Raw genomic sequence first — 16,247 nt, 5'->3', positions numbered from 1 at the left:
GCTTAATAAAAGCTTTAGTGACAAGTTAACTTTTATCTCAAGTGGTGTAGATGAGCAATATTTGGTCTATTACTTCTCTACTTAGATAAGCTAACGTAGTTAGCGGGGCAAGTGGGTGATCCTGCGGTGGTAAAATCGGAGGTAGTTACAACTGGAGCACCGCCAACTCTAGTTAGTGAAGATTCACATAAAAGAGCTATGGTGGTAGCTTCACTGGTAGCAGCTTGTGTTGTTACACCCACACCACCAAGATAATTTTTCAGAGGTGCAGACGCAAGTATTACTCCTCCTTGGTTGGTTACTGCACTAGCACTACCAGCAATTGTATAGGAGTAATTTGATGTTTGTGTTGCAATACCAAGACCTAATTTACCAATTTCACCGGAAAGTGCAAATGTGTTCTGTTCTAAGTAATAAGCTTGCTGCGCGCGGTTCATCGAACCCACGTAGGTTTTAGCTTCTGACTGCTTGGCTTTGTTAGCTTGGTTCAAGAAAGAAGGTAGAGCGATCGCAGACAAAATACCGATAATGATAATTACTACTAGTAATTCAATAAGTGTAAAACCCTCATCTCCCTTCTTTTTGGCGAGGATGTGTTGGATAAATTTGGCTTTTAGTTCGGTTTTCATAAGTGTTTTCCTGGGGGTAGGAAGTGCTTGGGTGTTCTAGATGTAACTTACCCAACTGCGATCGCTTTCCTATCACCTTCAGAAAAAAAGTTTGGGGAGATGTTGCTTTTAGATTTAATCTCAACCATTAAGTCTGGAACCAACTCTATGAAGTCGCGCTTGGTTTTCTTCAATCGGCCAGCCCGAACAAAAGACACGTCAGGCGATCGCAGGTTTCTTTTTTCGAGTTGTCCTCTTTATATATTCATTCGTTTGCGATCGCTTACCACCTGACGTAGCCAATCATAATTTGTTGTGCTATATTAAGCGTAGTCGTTATGAGTTCATATATTTTCATGACTAACCCAACTGTAGAAAACTTGGTAATTATCGGTTCTGGGCCAGCAGGCTACACAGCCGCCATCTATGCTGGACGTGCTAACCTTAAACCCGTTGTATTTGAAGGTTTCCAAGCCGGGGGTTTACCTGGTGGGCAATTAATGACAACGACGGAAGTTGAGAATTTTCCGGGATTTCCTAAAGGAATTACCGGGCCGGAACTGATGGATCAGATGAAGGCGCAGGCGGAGCGCTGGGGAGCTGAACTATATACTGAAGATGTTATCTCAGTTGACTTGAGTCAGCGTCCCTTTACAGTGCGATCGCAAGAAAGGGAAATTAAAACCAACAGCATCGTTATTGCTACGGGTGCAACAGCAAAGCGTTTGGGTTTACCCAACGAACATGAATTCTGGAGTCGGGGTATTTCCGCTTGTGCAATTTGCGATGGTGCAACACCAATTTTTCACGGCGCAGAATTGGCTGTAATTGGTGCTGGCGACTCGGCGGCGGAAGAGTCAATTTACCTCACCAAATACGGTTCTAAGGTAAATATGTTGGTACGCACGGATAAAATGCGGGCTTCTAAAGCCATGCAAGACAGGGTTTTGAGCAACCCAAAAATCCAGGTGCATTGGAACACAGAAGCCGTGGATATCTTCGGCAATGGTCACATGGAAGGTGTGAAAGTCCGCAATACTAAAACTGGTGAAGAGAGCCAACTGCACGCTAAGGGTTTATTCTACGCCGTTGGTCATAGTCCCAATACCTCTTTATTTAAAGGGCAACTAGAACTGGATGAGATAGGTTACGTTGTCACCAAGCACGGTACTGTAGAAACCAGTGTAGAAGGCGTTTTTGCTGCTGGCGACGTACAAGATCATGAGTTTCGGCAAGCAATTACGGCTGCGGGTACTGGTTGTATGGCGGCGATGTTAGCAGAACGCTGGTTATCATCCAGTGGCTTGATTCAAGAATTCCATCAACAGCCTGAAACAAAAGATAATGAATTAGAACATCAGCCAACCAAAAAGACTGAAGCTGAGGAAGAAGCTGGATTTAACTTAGATGGGACGCGCCATGAGGGAGGTTATGCCTTACGGAAATTGTTCCATGAAAGCGATCGCTTACTCCTTGTTAAATATGTCTCCCCTGGTTGTGGCCCTTGTCATACCCTGAAGCCAATTTTAAATAAAGTGGTGGATGAATTTGACAGCAAAATTCACTTTGTGGAAATTGACATCGACAAAGACCGAGATATTGCTGAAAATGCTGGTGTGACAGGAACACCAACGGTTCAATTGTTCAAAAATAAGGAACTAGTGAAAGAAGTCAAAGGTGTGAAGCAAAAGAGCGAATACCGCCAGTTGATTGAAAGTAATCTTTAGGGACTGGGGATTGGGGACTGGGGACTAGGGACTAGGGATTGGGGACTAGGAAATAATTCTTTTAATTGCTAATACCCAATACCCAATACCCAATACCCAATCACCAGTCACCCAGTCGAGTACCGTACTCTTCTTTACCCTGCTGTTGGGAACGAATAAAACGACAGTAACCGTTAAGACCTTTTTCAATCCGGTCTTTAAGCTGACTGACCCAGTTTAATTGTTCTGTGTTGCAGTAGCCCAAGCTCTCAGCAATAATGAAAGCGCTTTTGGTTTCAGTCAATGAGCCGCGAGCAATGTACATAAAACGCAATCTGTCTAAATAGTGATAGCGTCCATAGCCCTCAGCTATGTTCAGTAAAACGCTGCAAGCTGCTCTTCGTAATTGATCGCTCAAATTGTAACGCTCACAACCCGGCAAAGTATTTGCTAATCGATAAGCCGCTTTTAGCAGCTTGAGGCTATCTTGGTAGAAGTCTAAAGACTCAAAGCCTCTATCTTGCATATCATCCCAATCTAAAGTCCCTCAATTTTATGGGACATTTTTACCAAATACCCAGTCCCCAGTCCCCAATACCCAGTCCCCAATATGTAAAATGGTCAGCGTATCAAGCTTTGATCCAGGCGATCGCTTTATGGCCATTACAAAACGGCGGCTACCGACATTTTTACAGTTTGGCAAAAGTCTCAATCTTTCCCAAAAACTCATGCTCATCGGGTTAGCCATTACCCTATTTTTCATCTTTCTGGCGTTCTTTGCTCCCGTATTGCAGGCTTGGGGATGGCTGCAAAACCCGAAAGATTTTCTCTCTAATCCAATTCACGAGCCACCCTCAGCTAAACATTGGTTTGGTACTAGTCGCCTGGGTTATGATGTGTTTTCCCGGACATTGTTCGGCGCTCAAGCTGCTTTGCAGGTGGTAATTTTGGCAACGGCGCTGAGTATGATTATCGGTGTGCCTTTGGGGATGCTGAGTGGGTATCTCGGCGGGAAATTGGATAAAATGTTGCTGTTTATTATGGATAGCATCTACACTCTACCAGGGCTACTGTTGTCTGTGACGCTGGCATTTGTGGTGGGGCGTGGGATATTAAATGCAGCGATCGCTATTAGCATTGCCTACATCCCCCAATATTACCGCGTTGTTCGCAACCACACCGTGAGCGTGAAAACTGAAGTGTTTATCGAAGCTGCTCAAGCAATGGGTGCTTCCACTTGGGTTGTGCTTTCCCGTTATCTGTTTTTCAACGTCATTCAAAGCGTACCCGTACTATTTACACTCAACGCCGCTGATGCGATTTTGGTGTTGGGCGGTTTGGGCTTTTTGGGGCTAGGACTTCCCGAAGAAGTGGCAGAATGGGGACATGATTTAAAACAAGCCCTAGAAGCTCTACCTACTGGTATTTGGTGGACTACCCTGTTCCCTGGTTTAACGATGACATTTATGGTGGTAGGGTTATCACTACTTGGTGAAGGGTTAAATGAATTTGTCAATCCCCGATTACGGAGAGAAAATAGAATCCGACAGTAATCATTGGTCATTAGTCATTAATTTTAGACAAATGACATAGACGCGCTAGCGGTGAAGCAGCGCGGTCTTGGGGGTTTCCCCCATGAGCGACTGCTGAACCCGTTGGCGCAGCCTCTCGTAGAGAAGGGCTTCCCGCAGGGTAGGACAAATGACAAATAAACAATACAGAGATTTGTATGAAAGATAATCTAACGTTAATTGCTGCCGCTACTGGCGGGTTTATCCTTTCCGTTGCTCTTGCTGGTATCTTAAGAGGTGCGCCAATTACGGCTTGGCAGGAACAATCGAGTTTTCGTACCACAACTGTTGCTAATTTACAGAGAGCGGAGTTGAAAGCCGCGCATCTTAAAATCGGTGATGAAAACAACTTGCACTCAATAGAATAAAAATTTGAGTATTTTTTCGCGCCAAGATGTTAAGTATAGATTTACAGAAAATAATGGCGAATTGAGGGGTGAAATTGAAACGCAGAGGAGCGCAGAGGTAAGCGCAAAGGGTACGCAAAGGTTTGCTAGGTGGCTACGGTTTGGTCTGAGGATTTTAAAGTGGTAAGTTCTCAAGTAATTGGCATTGATGTCGGGGGAACAGCAATTAAGCTGGGGCGTTTTGCAGATGATGGTACTTGTCTGCAATCTTTGACTGTGGTATCTCCTCAACCAACAACGCCAGAAGCTGTGTTAGCAGTCCTGGTAGATGCGATCGCACAAATTGATCCAGATAATCAAGCTGTGGCGATTGGTGTTGGTACTCCTGGCCCATCCGATGCCGCAGGACGCATTGCCAAAATCGCCATTAACTTGCCTGGATGGATCGATGTGCCTTTAGCAGACTGGTTAGAAGCTAAAACTGGCAAACCAACTGCGATCGCTAACGATGCTAATTGCGCTCTTTTGGGAGAAGCTTGGCTGGGAGCCGGTCGCCACTTTCAAAATCTGATTCTGCTAACTTTAGGCACTGGGGTTGGTGGTGCAATTATCCTTGATGGCAAACTATTTATTGGACATCAAGGAGCCGCCGGGGAATTGGGTTTAATTTCATTAAATCCTGATGGCCCAATTTGTAATAGTGGCAATCGAGGCTCTTTGGAACAATATGCCTGTGCTACTGCAATTCGCCGCCGCACTCTTAAGGAACCCATCGAATTGGGTTTTCTTGCCCAACAAGGAGATGCCGCAGCATTGACTTTTTGGCAAGAATATGGTGTTAATTTGGGAATTGGTTTGACGAGTTTGATTTATGTACTCACACCACAAGCGATCGTGATTGGTGGCGGTATCAGTGGCAGCTTTGAGTTTTTCTTACCAGGTGTGAAGGCAGAAATTGAGAAGCGAGTGCAGCCTTTATCACGAGCGGGTTTACAAATATTGCCAGCGGAGTTAGGCAATTTTGCTGGGATAGTAGGTGCAGCAAAGTTGGCATGGCAAAATTATTCAGCTTTTTGATTATGGTTAAACTTGGAACCCTTTTCCAAACCTCTTCCCGAAAGGGAAAGAGGCTTAGATTATTGCTGAAGCTCTTACTACGAGATAATTTAATTAACTTTACATTACGTAATATAGTTTAATTTATTCTTGTCCACTTACTTAGCAATTCTGACTGATGGTGAAAAGCGAGCAAAAAGCAACTATTTAAACTTGAATAAGCGCTATGTAATGTCAGAAGATGCAGTAAAGATATTTTCTGGCAAAAATCATAAAATGAGCATGTTATTCAGAACCAAAGCCAGTCTAATGACTAAAGGCTTGAAGAATCAGCAAAGAGTCAAGCAAACTTTTACCGTAATGCTAATAAGAGCTAGCCATCGCTACGTACTCGTGGCATTAATACTCAGCTTGATAATTCTTGCCTGCATTAACATCTTAAAATCTAGCCAATCTTCAGTAACCGAGTCTCCTATTAACAGTAAAGTCCTGAAGATTTGGTCAGATAAAGGTTATACTTTGGAAGAGGATGAAGCGCTCCAGAAGATCATTAGTAACTGGGAACAACAAAGCGGCAACAAAATTAAACTTACTTTCTATACTAATGATGAGTTGCCACAAAAGACTCAAAGGGCACTTCAGGCAGGTAATTCGCCCGATCTCGTCATAAATAGCAGTGCTGAGAGGGAACTGTATCCACGTCTTGCCTGGGAAGGTAAACTGGCAGATGTCTCTGATGTAATTGAGCCAGTCAAAAGTATTTATTCTGAAGGTGTGTTGGAAGCAGTTCGTTTATATAACAACGTTGATAAGAAGCCGAGTTACTATGCAGTTCCAATTAATCAATTAACAATTCACATTTTTTACTGGCGAGACTTACTAGAGAAAGTAGGTCGAACTCAAAGCGATATCCCTAAAGATTGGGATGCTTTCTGGGAGTTTTGGAAACAAGTGCAGGATGATTTGCGCGCACAGCAAAAACAGAATATTTATGGGTTAGGCTTTCCTTTATCCACTGGATCTACAGATACCTACTACTTGTTTGAGCAGATTTTAGAAGCATACAATGTCCAAATTTTAGACTCCAAGGGTCAACTTCTCCTCAACGATCCCAAGGTGCATCAAGGTATTGTTGAAAGCTTAGAGTGGTATGCGAAATTTTTCCAGCAGGGTTACGTACCACCAGACGCAGTAAACTGGTTAAATCCAGACAATAATCGCAGCTTGCTCAATCGTGGCGTGGTTATGACTCCTAACAGCTCGCTTTCGATTCCTGCTGCTGTCCGCCAAGATTCTGACACCTATCGTTACAAGCTTGGTATCCTCGAATTTCCGAACAAACCTAATGGTAAACCGATGCGCTTCTTAGTCTCGATTAATGAAATAGTTTTGTTTGCCGAGTCTAAAAACCAGAAGGTAGCTAAAGACTTTCTTGCGTATTTAATTAAACCTGAGATAATAGGAAACTATCTCAAAGCTACTGGAGGTCGGTATCTACCAGTAATGAAGCCTGTTTGGAAAGACTCCTTTTGGACAAATCCAGCAGATCCTCATCTTTCCACTGCAACTCAAACACTAACTAAAGATACTCGCCCATTTTATATTGTTCAAAACCCTGCTTACAGCCTAGTTTTAGAAGAGAATGTTTGGGGTAAGGCTCTTAATGGAATAGTTGTCAATAGCATATCTCCAGAAGAAGCAGCAGACACGGCAATTGAGCGGATAAAACAAATTTTTGATGAATGGTAGTGAGCTATATGCAATTTTAGAATTAGCACCTTAGCACTAAATTTACAATTTTATTCTTAGATAACTCTACAAAAAAGATGATTTAATAGCTAGGCTAATTGAGCAGAAATTCTTACAAAGCATTTTTTAAAATTAGGAAGGTAGTAAATCTGTTTTTTAACTTTCTTGTTACCTTGTTCTGCTACACAGGGATTTCAAGACAAAGAATATCCTGTTGCTTTCTTAACGTATTTCACAACTTTTTCATAAGATTCAGGATTACTCACAGGGTTGATGATGATGGGAATAGTGCCATCTGGCAACCAAAAAGTTATCCTACCGTTCGGTTCATGACAAAAGGAACTGATACAGTTGAGATTAATTACATATTCATTTTTTTCGTAATTTATTCTTACCCAGTGGGCGTGATCTAATTCTAATCCTGTCACACATTCTAAATAATCAAAAATCTTTTGATAATCTTCCAAATTACTTTGCGGGTTAATCACTATGGGAATGGCACTATCGGGTAGCCAAAAAGTCACCCTGCCATTGAGTTCATAACAAAAAGCATGGACACGCTCAAAATTCACCACATATTCTTTCCTCTCGTAAAGGATTTTCACCCAGTACGCCACAACATCTCCTCAAGTCCGAAATTTACGAATGATGCACCCTGGATGTCCAAATCGACTAAAGCCCTAAGTTAATGTTGTTATGCACTAATTCAAAATCTAAAAAATTAATTTTGAATTACGAATTACCTTAGCGTAGCGGTAGCGAGTCCGCGTTCGCTTTTAGCGTCTCGTAGAGAGCGTCATTACGAATTATGAATTTTTATGACACCTCCAATGGTGTTGGTGTGCTAGATGTCGAAAGAGAAAGAGCGATCGCTGTTTGAATAAACCCTTTAAATAAGGGATGAGGTGTACTGGGGCGTGATTGAAATTCTGGATGAAATTGACAAGCAAGAAAGAATGGGTGCTTGGGTAATTCCACAATTTCAACTAAACGCCCATCGGGAGAAGTACCACTAATCACATAGCCAGACTTTAACAACAAATCGCGGTAATCATTGTTAAACTCATATCGATGTCGATGTCGTTCATAAATCACATCTTCTTGATAAAGCTTAAAAGCTAAAGTATCAGGGAGAACACGACAAGGATATAGTCCTAAGCGCATTGTACCCCCTAAATCCACTACTTCCTGCTGTCCTGGCAATAAATTAATTACTGGATCAGTTGTATAGGGGTCAAATTCAGCACTATTGGCACCTGTTAATCCCCCTACGTGCCTAGCCCATTCAATCACGGAACATTGCATACCCAGGCATAATCCCAAAAAGGGAATTTGGCGATCGCGCGCGTATTTAATGGCGGCAATTTTGCCATCGACTCCCCGAACCCCGAAACCTCCTGGTACAACTATGCCATCGACACCCTCAAGAGAATTTTCGGCTGCTTCAGTTTCCAAATCTTCTGAATTTATCCAACGCAGGCGCAGTTTCCCATAGGTGGAGATTGCAGCATGATTTAGTGCTTCCACTACAGATAAATAGGCATCACTTAACTGCACATATTTACCAACGATCGCAATTTCTACCTCGTGCTTGGGACTATGTAAACGTTGTACCAGGGTTTGCCACTGCGTCAAATCTGGTTTACGTTGTTCCATTTGCAGCAAGTTCAGCACTTGTTCTGCCATTCCTTCGCGTTCTAGATTTAGCGGTACTTCATAGATACTTTTGGCATCTTGGGAAGTAATGACGCATTCTTCCGGCACATCGCAAGATCCCGACAATTTCTGCTTTAATCCTTTGGGTAAGGGGCGATCGCTCCGACAAACTAAAATATCTGGTTGAATACCAATGGATCTCAGTTCTTTAACTGAATGCTGTGTCGGCTTAGTTTTCATCTCACCCGCTGAGGCAATCCACGGTACCAGCGTGACGTGCATATACAGCACATTTTGCCGTCCCACCTCTTTACGAAACTGGCGAATTGCTTCCAAAAACGGCAGTGATTCAATATCTCCCACCGTCCCGCCGATTTCTGTAATTACTACAGAGGGGTTTGTGCTTTTAGCAACTCGCAAAATCCGATCTTTAATTTCATTGGTAATATGAGGAATTACCTGGACAGTACCGCCATTGTAGTCTCCGCGTCGCTCTTTATTGATGACTGCTTGGTAAATTGAGCCAGTAGTCACACAATTTAAGCGCGACATTGAGGTATCGGTAAAACGTTCGTAATGCCCCAAGTCTAAATCTGTCTCCGCCCCATCCTGGGTAACGAATACTTCCCCATGCTGAAAGGGACTCATCGTACCAGGATCGATATTGATATAAGGGTCGAGTTTGAGAATCGACACCGAATATTCGCGCGACTTGAGCAAACGCCCTAGACTTGCTGCTACAATGCCCTTACCAATACTGGAAACTACGCCTCCAGTAACAAAGATAAACTTAGTCATAGTATTTTGAATTTCTAACAACTTCTAAAAATACATCCCGTCATTGTGCCACAGTTGTTGTGGTGTCATCTTCTGTGATTTGCTGTGAAAAACCTCTTAGGATTAGTAATATTAGGCTGTATTCTCACCTCCTCAGTAACATTGGCAGAGCCATCTCTTATAGTCGTTTTTCCCCAGACAAACTACCAGACAAGTGCCCAAAAAATCTTCTTTCTGGGCACTGCACCACCAGATGGTCAGGTTTTGATCAATAGTAAGCCAATTACCCGCAGCAAAGCTGGTCATTTTTCCCCTAGTTTCCCCTTGCAGTTGGGGGAGAATCTTTTTACTGTGCGTCGCCAGAATCAAGAACTTAAGATTAAGGTGATCAGGCTTAACGCTAGCCCTGAACTACCACAGGGGGTAGCCTTTGCGAAAGATTCCCTGACTCCCGCAGTTGACATTGCCAGATTACCAGGAGAAGTAATTTGTTTTGGCGCGATCGCACCCCCTAACGCTAATGTCTCTGTAACCCTGGCTAATCAAACTATTGCCCTTTTACCGCAACCTCAACAGGCACAACTACCAAGTAATTTGGCAGCTTTGACAGGGCAAAATCAGCCTCATGCCCAGTCTAGCGTAGGCAACTATCAAGGTTGCACCACAATGACAACAGCCGCCGATCTGGGAAAACCTCAATTTCAACTGATCCTTGATGGCAAGACAATAACTCAACCAGGATCTGGTAAGATTGAAATCCTCTCAAGAGCGCAGTTGCCAGTTTCTGAGGTTACAGTAGAGTCAGGCGTGGCTCGTACTGGTCCTAGCACCGATCATTCTCGACTTACACCACTGCCCAAAGGCACACGCGCAACGGTTACAGGTAGGGAAGGTGAATGGTTGCGCCTAGATTATGGCGCTTGGATTAATAGTAAAGAAACCCGCATTTTACCTGGTGCAGTTCCGCCACAAACAATAATTCGCAGTGTCGGATACCGTCAACTCCCTAATGCGACAGAGATAGTTTTCCCTTTGCAAGTTCCCGTACCCGTGAGCGTACAACAAAGTGAGCAAACTCTCGCTCTCACTCTCTACAATACCACTGCCCAAACAGACATAATTCGCCTGGATGATAACCCCCTAATTAATCGCCTAGACTGGCAACAGGAAGCTCCAGGACAAGTAAAATACACCTTTAACCTCAAAAAAGCTCAACAGTGGGGATATAAGCTGAGATACGACGGTACAACCCTGGTTTTGGCTTTGCGTCATCCGCCTAAAATCGGGAACACAAGACGCAAGCTTTTAGCTAATTTCAAGATTGTACTAGATCCAGGGCATGGCGGTAAAGAATCTGGTGCCAGTGGCCCAACTGGATATTTAGAAAAAGATGTGAATTTGGTGGTATCTAAGTTGCTACGGGACGAGTTGGTGAAGCGAGGAGCAACGGTGGTGATGACGCGGGAGGACGACAAGGAAGTTTCGCTGGTAGAACGTCAGGCAATTATCAGTCAAGAAGAACCTGCGATCGCTATTTCCATACATCACAACTCTCTACCCGATGATGGCGATGCCGAAAAAATTAAGGGATTCGGCGCATTTTGGTATCAACCCCAAGCCCATAACCTCGCCATATTTTTACAGAACTATGTAGTCAAAAAACTCGGCAAACCTTCTTATGGTGTGTATTGGGATAACTTGGCGCTGACACGTCCGACAGCTGCGCCATCGGTGTTGTTGGAATTGGGTTTTATGAGCAATCCCGATGAATTTGAGCAGGTGGTGAACCCAGAGGAACAGAAGAAAATGGCAAAAGCGATCGCTCAGGGGATTACGGAGTGGTTTCGGAGTGTGCAGTAAATTTGGGGTACAACACTAGTTACTCATTGTATTTGGTGGAGTGCGATCGCTCCTTTTGCTACATTTATTTCTTTGTAGTAACTTCAATTTTGTAAGCCTGACGACCAAGCTTCTCTTGAACAAACTTAAGAAGTTCCGCTTTATGTTTAAGCAACCATTCAGGCTTATTATTAGGATACAAATATATATTGTAAGTGTAAGTGTAGACTTCCCAATCAACCTTGTAAACTGCTTTGCAATGGTAAAATAAATTAACTATTCTTGTTAGAGTCCTTGTCGCCTTTTCACTTTCTAATGTAAATGATAAATCCAGATTTTTGGGAATACCCAAATCTGTTTTGGGTCTACTCAATTTTGTTTTGTTCTGCCGAAAATCAATTTCATTCCTGCCTTTACGTCTATTGCAAATAACACACAGAGTTTGTAAGTTTTCTACAAATGTTTTTCCACCCATAGAAAACGGTTTAATATGGTCAATTTGTAATTTACCTTCTGCCTTAACACCACAACATAGGCAAGCATAACCGTCTCGATTTTTTACTTGTTCTCTTTCTTCTTCCGTAGGGTACCGATCATCCTCCGGTGGTGTAGACGTAGACGTAGATTTATTATGTTTAGGTATTTCATTGCCATCCCCATCTCCATCAGTCATTATTTTATTGATAACCAACTGAAGGGCTGTTAGAAGACGATTTGGTGTTTTATAGAAAGTTTCCCACAACATTCCAGCTTTTGAAAACTCTTGCTTGACATAGTTGTTTAGTTCTGGATTTGAAAAATTAATTAGCTCATGAGCAATTTTATCTAAGTCATAGATTTCTCTTTCTTCAAAGGAATGATACGGGGGTTTAGAATGTAGATCATCTTGAGCGATGTGACGAACGATCTTAATTAAATCTGAATTAAGTCTTCTGCCAATGTCATCAGTTTCATCGTTAAAATAGTTATCTATCCATTCTTCAACTTGAGGCTGCATCCATTTATCATCAAGATACTCTTTAGACCATTCATCTAGTAGCTTTGGGTCAGTAATAGAGCTAATAAAAGCCTCAAACCTTGATTGCGTATGTTCATAGACCATGACAAATTCAGTAAATGCTTCCATTGAGTCGTTGTTATTATCAGAGTCAGCATATACAATTACAGTTTTATACCATCCAATAGGAAATATTTTCTTGTATTCTATTGGATGAACTTCATTATTCTCAATTGACTTCGATAATTCTTCGATTAGACGAATTGATATATATTCGAGTGGATAGTTTTCTCCTTTATCAGGCTTTACAGGATCAGGTTCAGGATCACCATCTACTGGGTTAACCCAATCAATTAAACGTTTCCAGTCATCGAAGAATAAAATAACATTTGCCTCATCACTGCTCCCTCCTGCTTTTTTCCCACGTAAAGCTCTACCAATCATTTGAGTCATTAGAATTGAGCTTGTTGTTTGGCGAGTAATAAATACAGTTTGAACATTGGGAACATCAACCCCTTCTGTTAACATTCGTACATTGATTAAAACATCAAGCTTATTACTCTTAAAATCATCTAAAATTCTTTTATTGTCATCTGATTTACGTTTATTTCTTGCATCTGCCGAACCTGGATCAGCATCTATACGCGAATAGATTGCATCTGCTTTAATGCCCTTTTCAACAAGTTTATTCTTTATGTGTTCACATTGAAACCAACGGTCAGCAAAGATAATAGTTTTACCATAAGTATCTTTTTTAGATACATAACTGTTTACGATAAAGTTGTTTCTATGTTTATCTTTTGCAAGAATTTCGATAATTGATTCGGGAAGGTCTTTATGTTGCTTAACTAATCGGTCGTATAATTTATCATCAACTTCCATCTCTGTGCCAGTTGAGACTTCAATGTAATTAGGTCTAGCTAAAATATCTTGTGTTATTAAAGTTTCTTTATCAGCTTGATAAATAACTCCATTATCTCCATCTTCAAATATTTTCCGTAGCCAACCTCTTCTAGCCTTATCTGTATAAGTTGGTGTAGCTGTTAAACCAAGTATATTGGAATTGGGTACTAGCTCTCGAAGTCCTTTTTCACCAATCAATAAATTTCTGCAACCATAAGCCGGTGAATGGTGAGCTTCATCAACTATTACAAAAAGTCCTGTTTCTTTAGAATCCTCAATAAATTTTCTAAAAGCTGTCTCAACCTTATTACCCGAACCGTCCTGATTATTAGGGTGTAAATTACTGATAGCTGTTTGTATTGTCATAATGACAATATCATCGGTTATTTTGATAGATGATGCGTTGGCATGAGAAGGATTGCTGGAAACGCGCCTAAGATTCAATGTTTTTTTAGAATGTGAAATATCTCTGGCATTTTCACAAAAAGTAGAGAATGCTTGATCCAGTAGATAAAACGAAGGAGCTAACCAAAGTATTTTAATATTTTTAGGGATTACATGATCACACGACCACTTAACAGCTGTAAATGTTTTGCCTGCACCTGTTGGAAGTACTAATAGTCCACTCCTCGGTTCTTTACTGTCAACCTTAAATGTACTACTGAGTTTTTTAAACGCCTCGACTTGATGCTGAAAGGGAGGCTTCGGGGAAAAGTGAGTATCTTTTTTTCTCAGTTGCTCAAGATTGAACGATTCATACTCTTTATACTCCATAAATATTCTCTTTTTTTGGAATGCAAGTTTTTGTGGATGAATACAATTTGTATTTCAAACTTATAATTCCCACAATTTTGTGTAAGGTACCATTGTGCCGAATCGGGAAAATTGTACATTAATAAATTTAATAAACCTCGACCGCGCAAGAATGGTGCTGTGCTAGGGAATGGCGCTCAAAACCATTGAGATAGCTTGCCTATGCTAAATAAAGTAATAAATTTTGTGTTGTAGTTTCTTACTTTAGAGTTTTTCAAAGCATTTTTCTCCTCTGCTGCTTTGAGGCGATCGCTCTCCCAATTCCTACAGAATCAAGCATTACTCTCTAACCTCTGTAGCTTCTGCTCTCCAATGAAGTGAAGAATCTAGCAGCTTAAATAGGGGATTTATTTATGTCCCACCCTACGCTCAGTAGCCAAGAAGTTGCCCGACGTGGAAAGGAGCTCTATTAAAGAAGTATCCGTGCCAAAGTTGAAACACAAGAGAACATTGTTTGGGTGGGAGCAGCAATATTTGCGATCGCTCTCCTAATAAACTCAAAAATGCTTATCTAAACCAGCTTGTTTCAATACTCCATTTGCAGTATGACGTGATTTTATTTTACTATCAACTACAAAGTTATTATCTGTAATTGGGCTATACCAAATTTCATGATCTCCTTTCCCTGGCCTTTTAAAATAACATCCGGCTTCTGTTAAAAGCTTTTTAACTTCAGGAGTAAAGGAAACACTCATTAGCCAGCCACTTTGATTGATTCATGACGATGGGTTGTTAAGTATAAATCAATGTAATCTTTGTTGCCAGATTCAACTCTATTTAATTCAATAAGTTCTGGAATCATAGCTTTGAGTTTTGCTGTTAACAACTCAATAGTAGAAGCTTCTGTAACCAACCCAGGTAGATTATCACTGCTAGCTACCCAAACATCAACCTCAGCATCCCAAAAAGCGCTTACTTTGACAATAAAAGTATTCATAGTTCGCTTTTTTAGCTATCGCACGTATGTCAACAATTTTAGTTCAGAACTTTGAAAATTTTGCAAGTAACTTACAAAATCAGATACAATCTTGACTTGTTATCAGATGCGTAGGCGTAGCCCGTCGTAGACATCGCCCCACTGCCAAACCCAAAAGATCGAGCCATGCAGAAGATAGCAAAAACAGCCCTCAAGTTCTTGAAAGGTGCGTTGGCGTAGCCCGTGGTAGACATCGCTGATTTGCCTACTAATGAAAAGCTAGTTGAAGTCTGTGGTAAGCTTTTGCCCGTGATTACTAAGTTTTTCGGCTTACCATAGCTAAAAATTACTCTACTTCTGGATCGATACCCATTGCCCTGAGCCGTTCTGCTAATTGTGCAGCTTTTCGTTCTGCTTGCTCGGCTCTTTGCTTTTGCAACTCAGCTTCTTCCTGACCAATCAGTAACAGATTTCCCTCTAAATCCCACCAGCGCAACCACAATTGTTCAGGGTTATTCAAGTAGCTTCCCTGCCATAACCCTAGTTTTACTCCTAAAGGAGGAATTGAGTAGTGACCTCGTTTATTAGGTTCCATCTTGTGGTATGAAAAATCTACCAGGTGATAAACTTCCAGTTTGCCATTACTAATTTCATAAATGGCATAGTAGGGAATTCGGATTATTCGCTCATATACCCAGAATTTACCTACTTTTGCGCCTTCCCGACTACCAGCTAGAGGTAAAGGAGTGACATCTCGTTCTTCATCCCCATTACCACTAGCTAGTTCTATGGCAATCAATGGCGGTATGTATTCCCGCCATAAAACATAAGAGCGGCGGTTTTTGCCATCTAGCCTTGGTGGTACACCAGGGACATAAAACCAATCCGGTGCTGCTGCTCCTTTTTCTGGTGGTTCAGTCTCTCGCCAATAAATACCACAATCTTGACCAATGCAATACTGTCCATCTGGATGTAGGCGTTGCAAAACTTGAGCAATTGAGTCTGTCAAAATGACGGTTTGGGGATGCTCTTGAAAATTATTGCCTTCGGCACGCTCCGCGAACACAAACGTACCATCAGACTCTGGTAGTTGAGTGTGATCGGGAAACTGAGGCGGTATGCCAATATCGGCAAGTCTTTCACTCATACTTTGAAAAGTATTGCAGCTATTTGTTTTAGTGCTTGACGTTTCCCAGAAGGTGTTACTAGCTAGTATAACACCTTGCTATATTTGGATTTCAGTGCTTTTACCCTGCCAGAACCCCTTTGATTGCGGATAGAAATATATGAAATCTTATATTTTGAAACT

At 41.7% G+C, this 16,247-nt stretch carries 14 protein-coding genes and 1 pseudogene; 6 read left to right on the top strand and 9 right to left on the bottom strand.

The features are described from left to right. Positions 1 to 77: 77 nt before the first annotated feature. Both CDG76_RS02960 and CDG76_RS02955 read right to left on the bottom strand, forming a co-directional pair. Positions 78 to 629: a type IV pilin-like G/H family protein gene (locus CDG76_RS02960; RefSeq protein WP_094347566.1), complete on the bottom strand. Its 552-nt coding sequence runs from the start codon at positions 627 to 629 to the stop codon at positions 78 to 80. A 101-nt stretch (positions 630 to 730) separates the two neighbouring features. Beyond that, positions 731 to 853: pseudogene (locus CDG76_RS02955) on the bottom strand (Uma2 family endonuclease); the annotation flags it as partial. 111 nt (positions 854 to 964) lie between these two features. On the opposite strand from CDG76_RS02955, the gene trxB reads away from it, so the two are divergent. Further along, the gene (gene trxB, locus CDG76_RS02950; protein ID WP_094347565.1) at positions 965 to 2,335 is read left to right on the top strand and encodes a thioredoxin-disulfide reductase; all 1,371 of its coding nucleotides are present in this window, start codon (positions 965 to 967) and stop codon (positions 2,333 to 2,335) included. 100 nt (positions 2,336 to 2,435) lie between these two features. Here the strand turns inward: trxB and CDG76_RS02945 are convergent, their stop codons facing one another. After that, on the bottom strand, positions 2,436 to 2,840 hold the full coding sequence (locus CDG76_RS02945) for a four helix bundle protein (RefSeq protein ID WP_094347564.1): 405 nt from the start codon (positions 2,838 to 2,840) through the stop codon (positions 2,436 to 2,438). A 130-nt stretch (positions 2,841 to 2,970) separates the two neighbouring features. Between CDG76_RS02945 and CDG76_RS02940 the strand changes: the two genes are divergently transcribed. The 4 genes from CDG76_RS02940 (at position 2,971) to CDG76_RS02925 (ending at position 7,037) form a co-directional block, all read left to right on the top strand. Next, positions 2,971 to 3,867: an ABC transporter permease gene (locus CDG76_RS02940; protein WP_094347929.1), complete on the top strand. Its 897-nt coding sequence runs from the start codon at positions 2,971 to 2,973 to the stop codon at positions 3,865 to 3,867. Between the two features lie 176 nt (positions 3,868 to 4,043). Further along, on the top strand, positions 4,044 to 4,253 hold the full coding sequence (locus tag CDG76_RS02935; protein ID WP_094347563.1) for a hypothetical protein: 210 nt from the start codon (positions 4,044 to 4,046) through the stop codon (positions 4,251 to 4,253). Between the two features lie 159 nt (positions 4,254 to 4,412). Beyond that, positions 4,413 to 5,309 (top strand): ROK family protein, encoded by an 897-nt coding sequence (locus CDG76_RS02930; protein ID WP_094347928.1) that lies wholly within the window; start codon positions 4,413 to 4,415, stop codon positions 5,307 to 5,309. Between the two features lie 261 nt (positions 5,310 to 5,570). After that, a complete protein-coding gene (locus tag CDG76_RS02925) occupies positions 5,571 to 7,037 on the top strand; it encodes an ABC transporter substrate-binding protein (RefSeq protein ID WP_094347927.1) in 1,467 nt (488 codons plus the stop codon). A gap of 194 nt (positions 7,038 to 7,231) precedes the next feature. On the opposite strand, the gene CDG76_RS02920 is transcribed toward CDG76_RS02925, so the two are convergent. Next, complete coding sequence (locus tag CDG76_RS02920; protein WP_094347562.1) at positions 7,232 to 7,654, bottom strand: hypothetical protein; 423 nt, start codon at positions 7,652 to 7,654, stop codon at positions 7,232 to 7,234. Between the two features lie 199 nt (positions 7,655 to 7,853). Then, positions 7,854 to 9,491: a CTP synthase gene (locus CDG76_RS02915; protein WP_094347561.1), complete on the bottom strand. Its 1,638-nt coding sequence runs from the start codon at positions 9,489 to 9,491 to the stop codon at positions 7,854 to 7,856. A gap of 84 nt (positions 9,492 to 9,575) precedes the next feature. Here CDG76_RS02915 and CDG76_RS02910 point away from each other — a divergent pair, with 84 nt between their 5' ends. Continuing rightward, entirely contained in the window at positions 9,576 to 11,330 is a 1,755-nt protein-coding gene (locus tag CDG76_RS02910) for an N-acetylmuramoyl-L-alanine amidase (protein ID WP_094347560.1), read from the top strand. Between the two features lie 64 nt (positions 11,331 to 11,394). Here the strand turns inward: CDG76_RS02910 and CDG76_RS02905 are convergent, their stop codons facing one another. From CDG76_RS02905 to CDG76_RS02890, 4 genes are all read right to left on the bottom strand, one after another. Further along, positions 11,395 to 13,983 carry a DEAD/DEAH box helicase gene (locus tag CDG76_RS02905; protein WP_094347559.1) on the bottom strand — a complete coding sequence of 863 codons (2,589 nt, stop codon included), beginning with the start codon at positions 13,981 to 13,983 and terminating at the stop codon, positions 11,395 to 11,397. 536 nt (positions 13,984 to 14,519) lie between these two features. Then, positions 14,520 to 14,717: a type II toxin-antitoxin system HicA family toxin gene (locus CDG76_RS02900; RefSeq protein WP_094347558.1), complete on the bottom strand. Its 198-nt coding sequence runs from the start codon at positions 14,715 to 14,717 to the stop codon at positions 14,520 to 14,522. After that, positions 14,717 to 14,959, bottom strand: a complete 243-nt coding sequence (locus CDG76_RS02895) for a DUF1902 domain-containing protein (protein ID WP_094347557.1) — start codon at positions 14,957 to 14,959, stop codon at positions 14,717 to 14,719. The genes CDG76_RS02900 and CDG76_RS02895 overlap by 1 nt, the downstream gene beginning before the upstream one ends. A 325-nt stretch (positions 14,960 to 15,284) precedes the next feature. Further along, positions 15,285 to 16,085, bottom strand: coding sequence for a Uma2 family endonuclease (locus tag CDG76_RS02890; RefSeq protein WP_094347556.1), 801 nt, complete (start codon positions 16,083 to 16,085; stop codon positions 15,285 to 15,287). Positions 16,086 to 16,247 lie beyond the last annotated feature (162 nt).

Source organism: Nostoc sp. 'Peltigera membranacea cyanobiont' 210A (assembly GCF_002246015.1).
GTDB lineage: Bacteria > Cyanobacteriota > Cyanobacteriia > Cyanobacteriales > Nostocaceae > Nostoc.
This window is presented reverse-complemented; position numbering and strand designations above follow the sequence as displayed.

Coding starts and splice junctions, on each gene's coding strand:
- CDG76_RS02960 (WP_094347566.1), bottom strand. CDS start 629: ATGAAAACCGAACTAAAAGCCAAATTTATCCAACACATCCTCGCCAAA.
- trxB (WP_094347565.1), top strand. CDS start 965: ATGACTAACCCAACTGTAGAAAACTTGGTAATTATCGGTTCTGGGCCA.
- CDG76_RS02945 (WP_094347564.1), bottom strand. CDS start 2,840: ATGCAAGATAGAGGCTTTGAGTCTTTAGACTTCTACCAAGATAGCCTC.
- CDG76_RS02940 (WP_094347929.1), top strand. CDS start 2,971: ATGGCCATTACAAAACGGCGGCTACCGACATTTTTACAGTTTGGCAAA.
- CDG76_RS02935 (WP_094347563.1), top strand. CDS start 4,044: ATGAAAGATAATCTAACGTTAATTGCTGCCGCTACTGGCGGGTTTATC.
- CDG76_RS02925 (WP_094347927.1), top strand. CDS start 5,571: ATGTTATTCAGAACCAAAGCCAGTCTAATGACTAAAGGCTTGAAGAAT.
- CDG76_RS02915 (WP_094347561.1), bottom strand. CDS start 9,491: ATGACTAAGTTTATCTTTGTTACTGGAGGCGTAGTTTCCAGTATTGGT.
- CDG76_RS02905 (WP_094347559.1), bottom strand. CDS start 13,983: ATGGAGTATAAAGAGTATGAATCGTTCAATCTTGAGCAACTGAGAAAA.
- CDG76_RS02900 (WP_094347558.1), bottom strand. CDS start 14,717: ATGAGTGTTTCCTTTACTCCTGAAGTTAAAAAGCTTTTAACAGAAGCC.
- CDG76_RS02895 (WP_094347557.1), bottom strand. CDS start 14,959: ATGAATACTTTTATTGTCAAAGTAAGCGCTTTTTGGGATGCTGAGGTT.
- CDG76_RS02890 (WP_094347556.1), bottom strand. CDS start 16,085: ATGAGTGAAAGACTTGCCGATATTGGCATACCGCCTCAGTTTCCCGAT.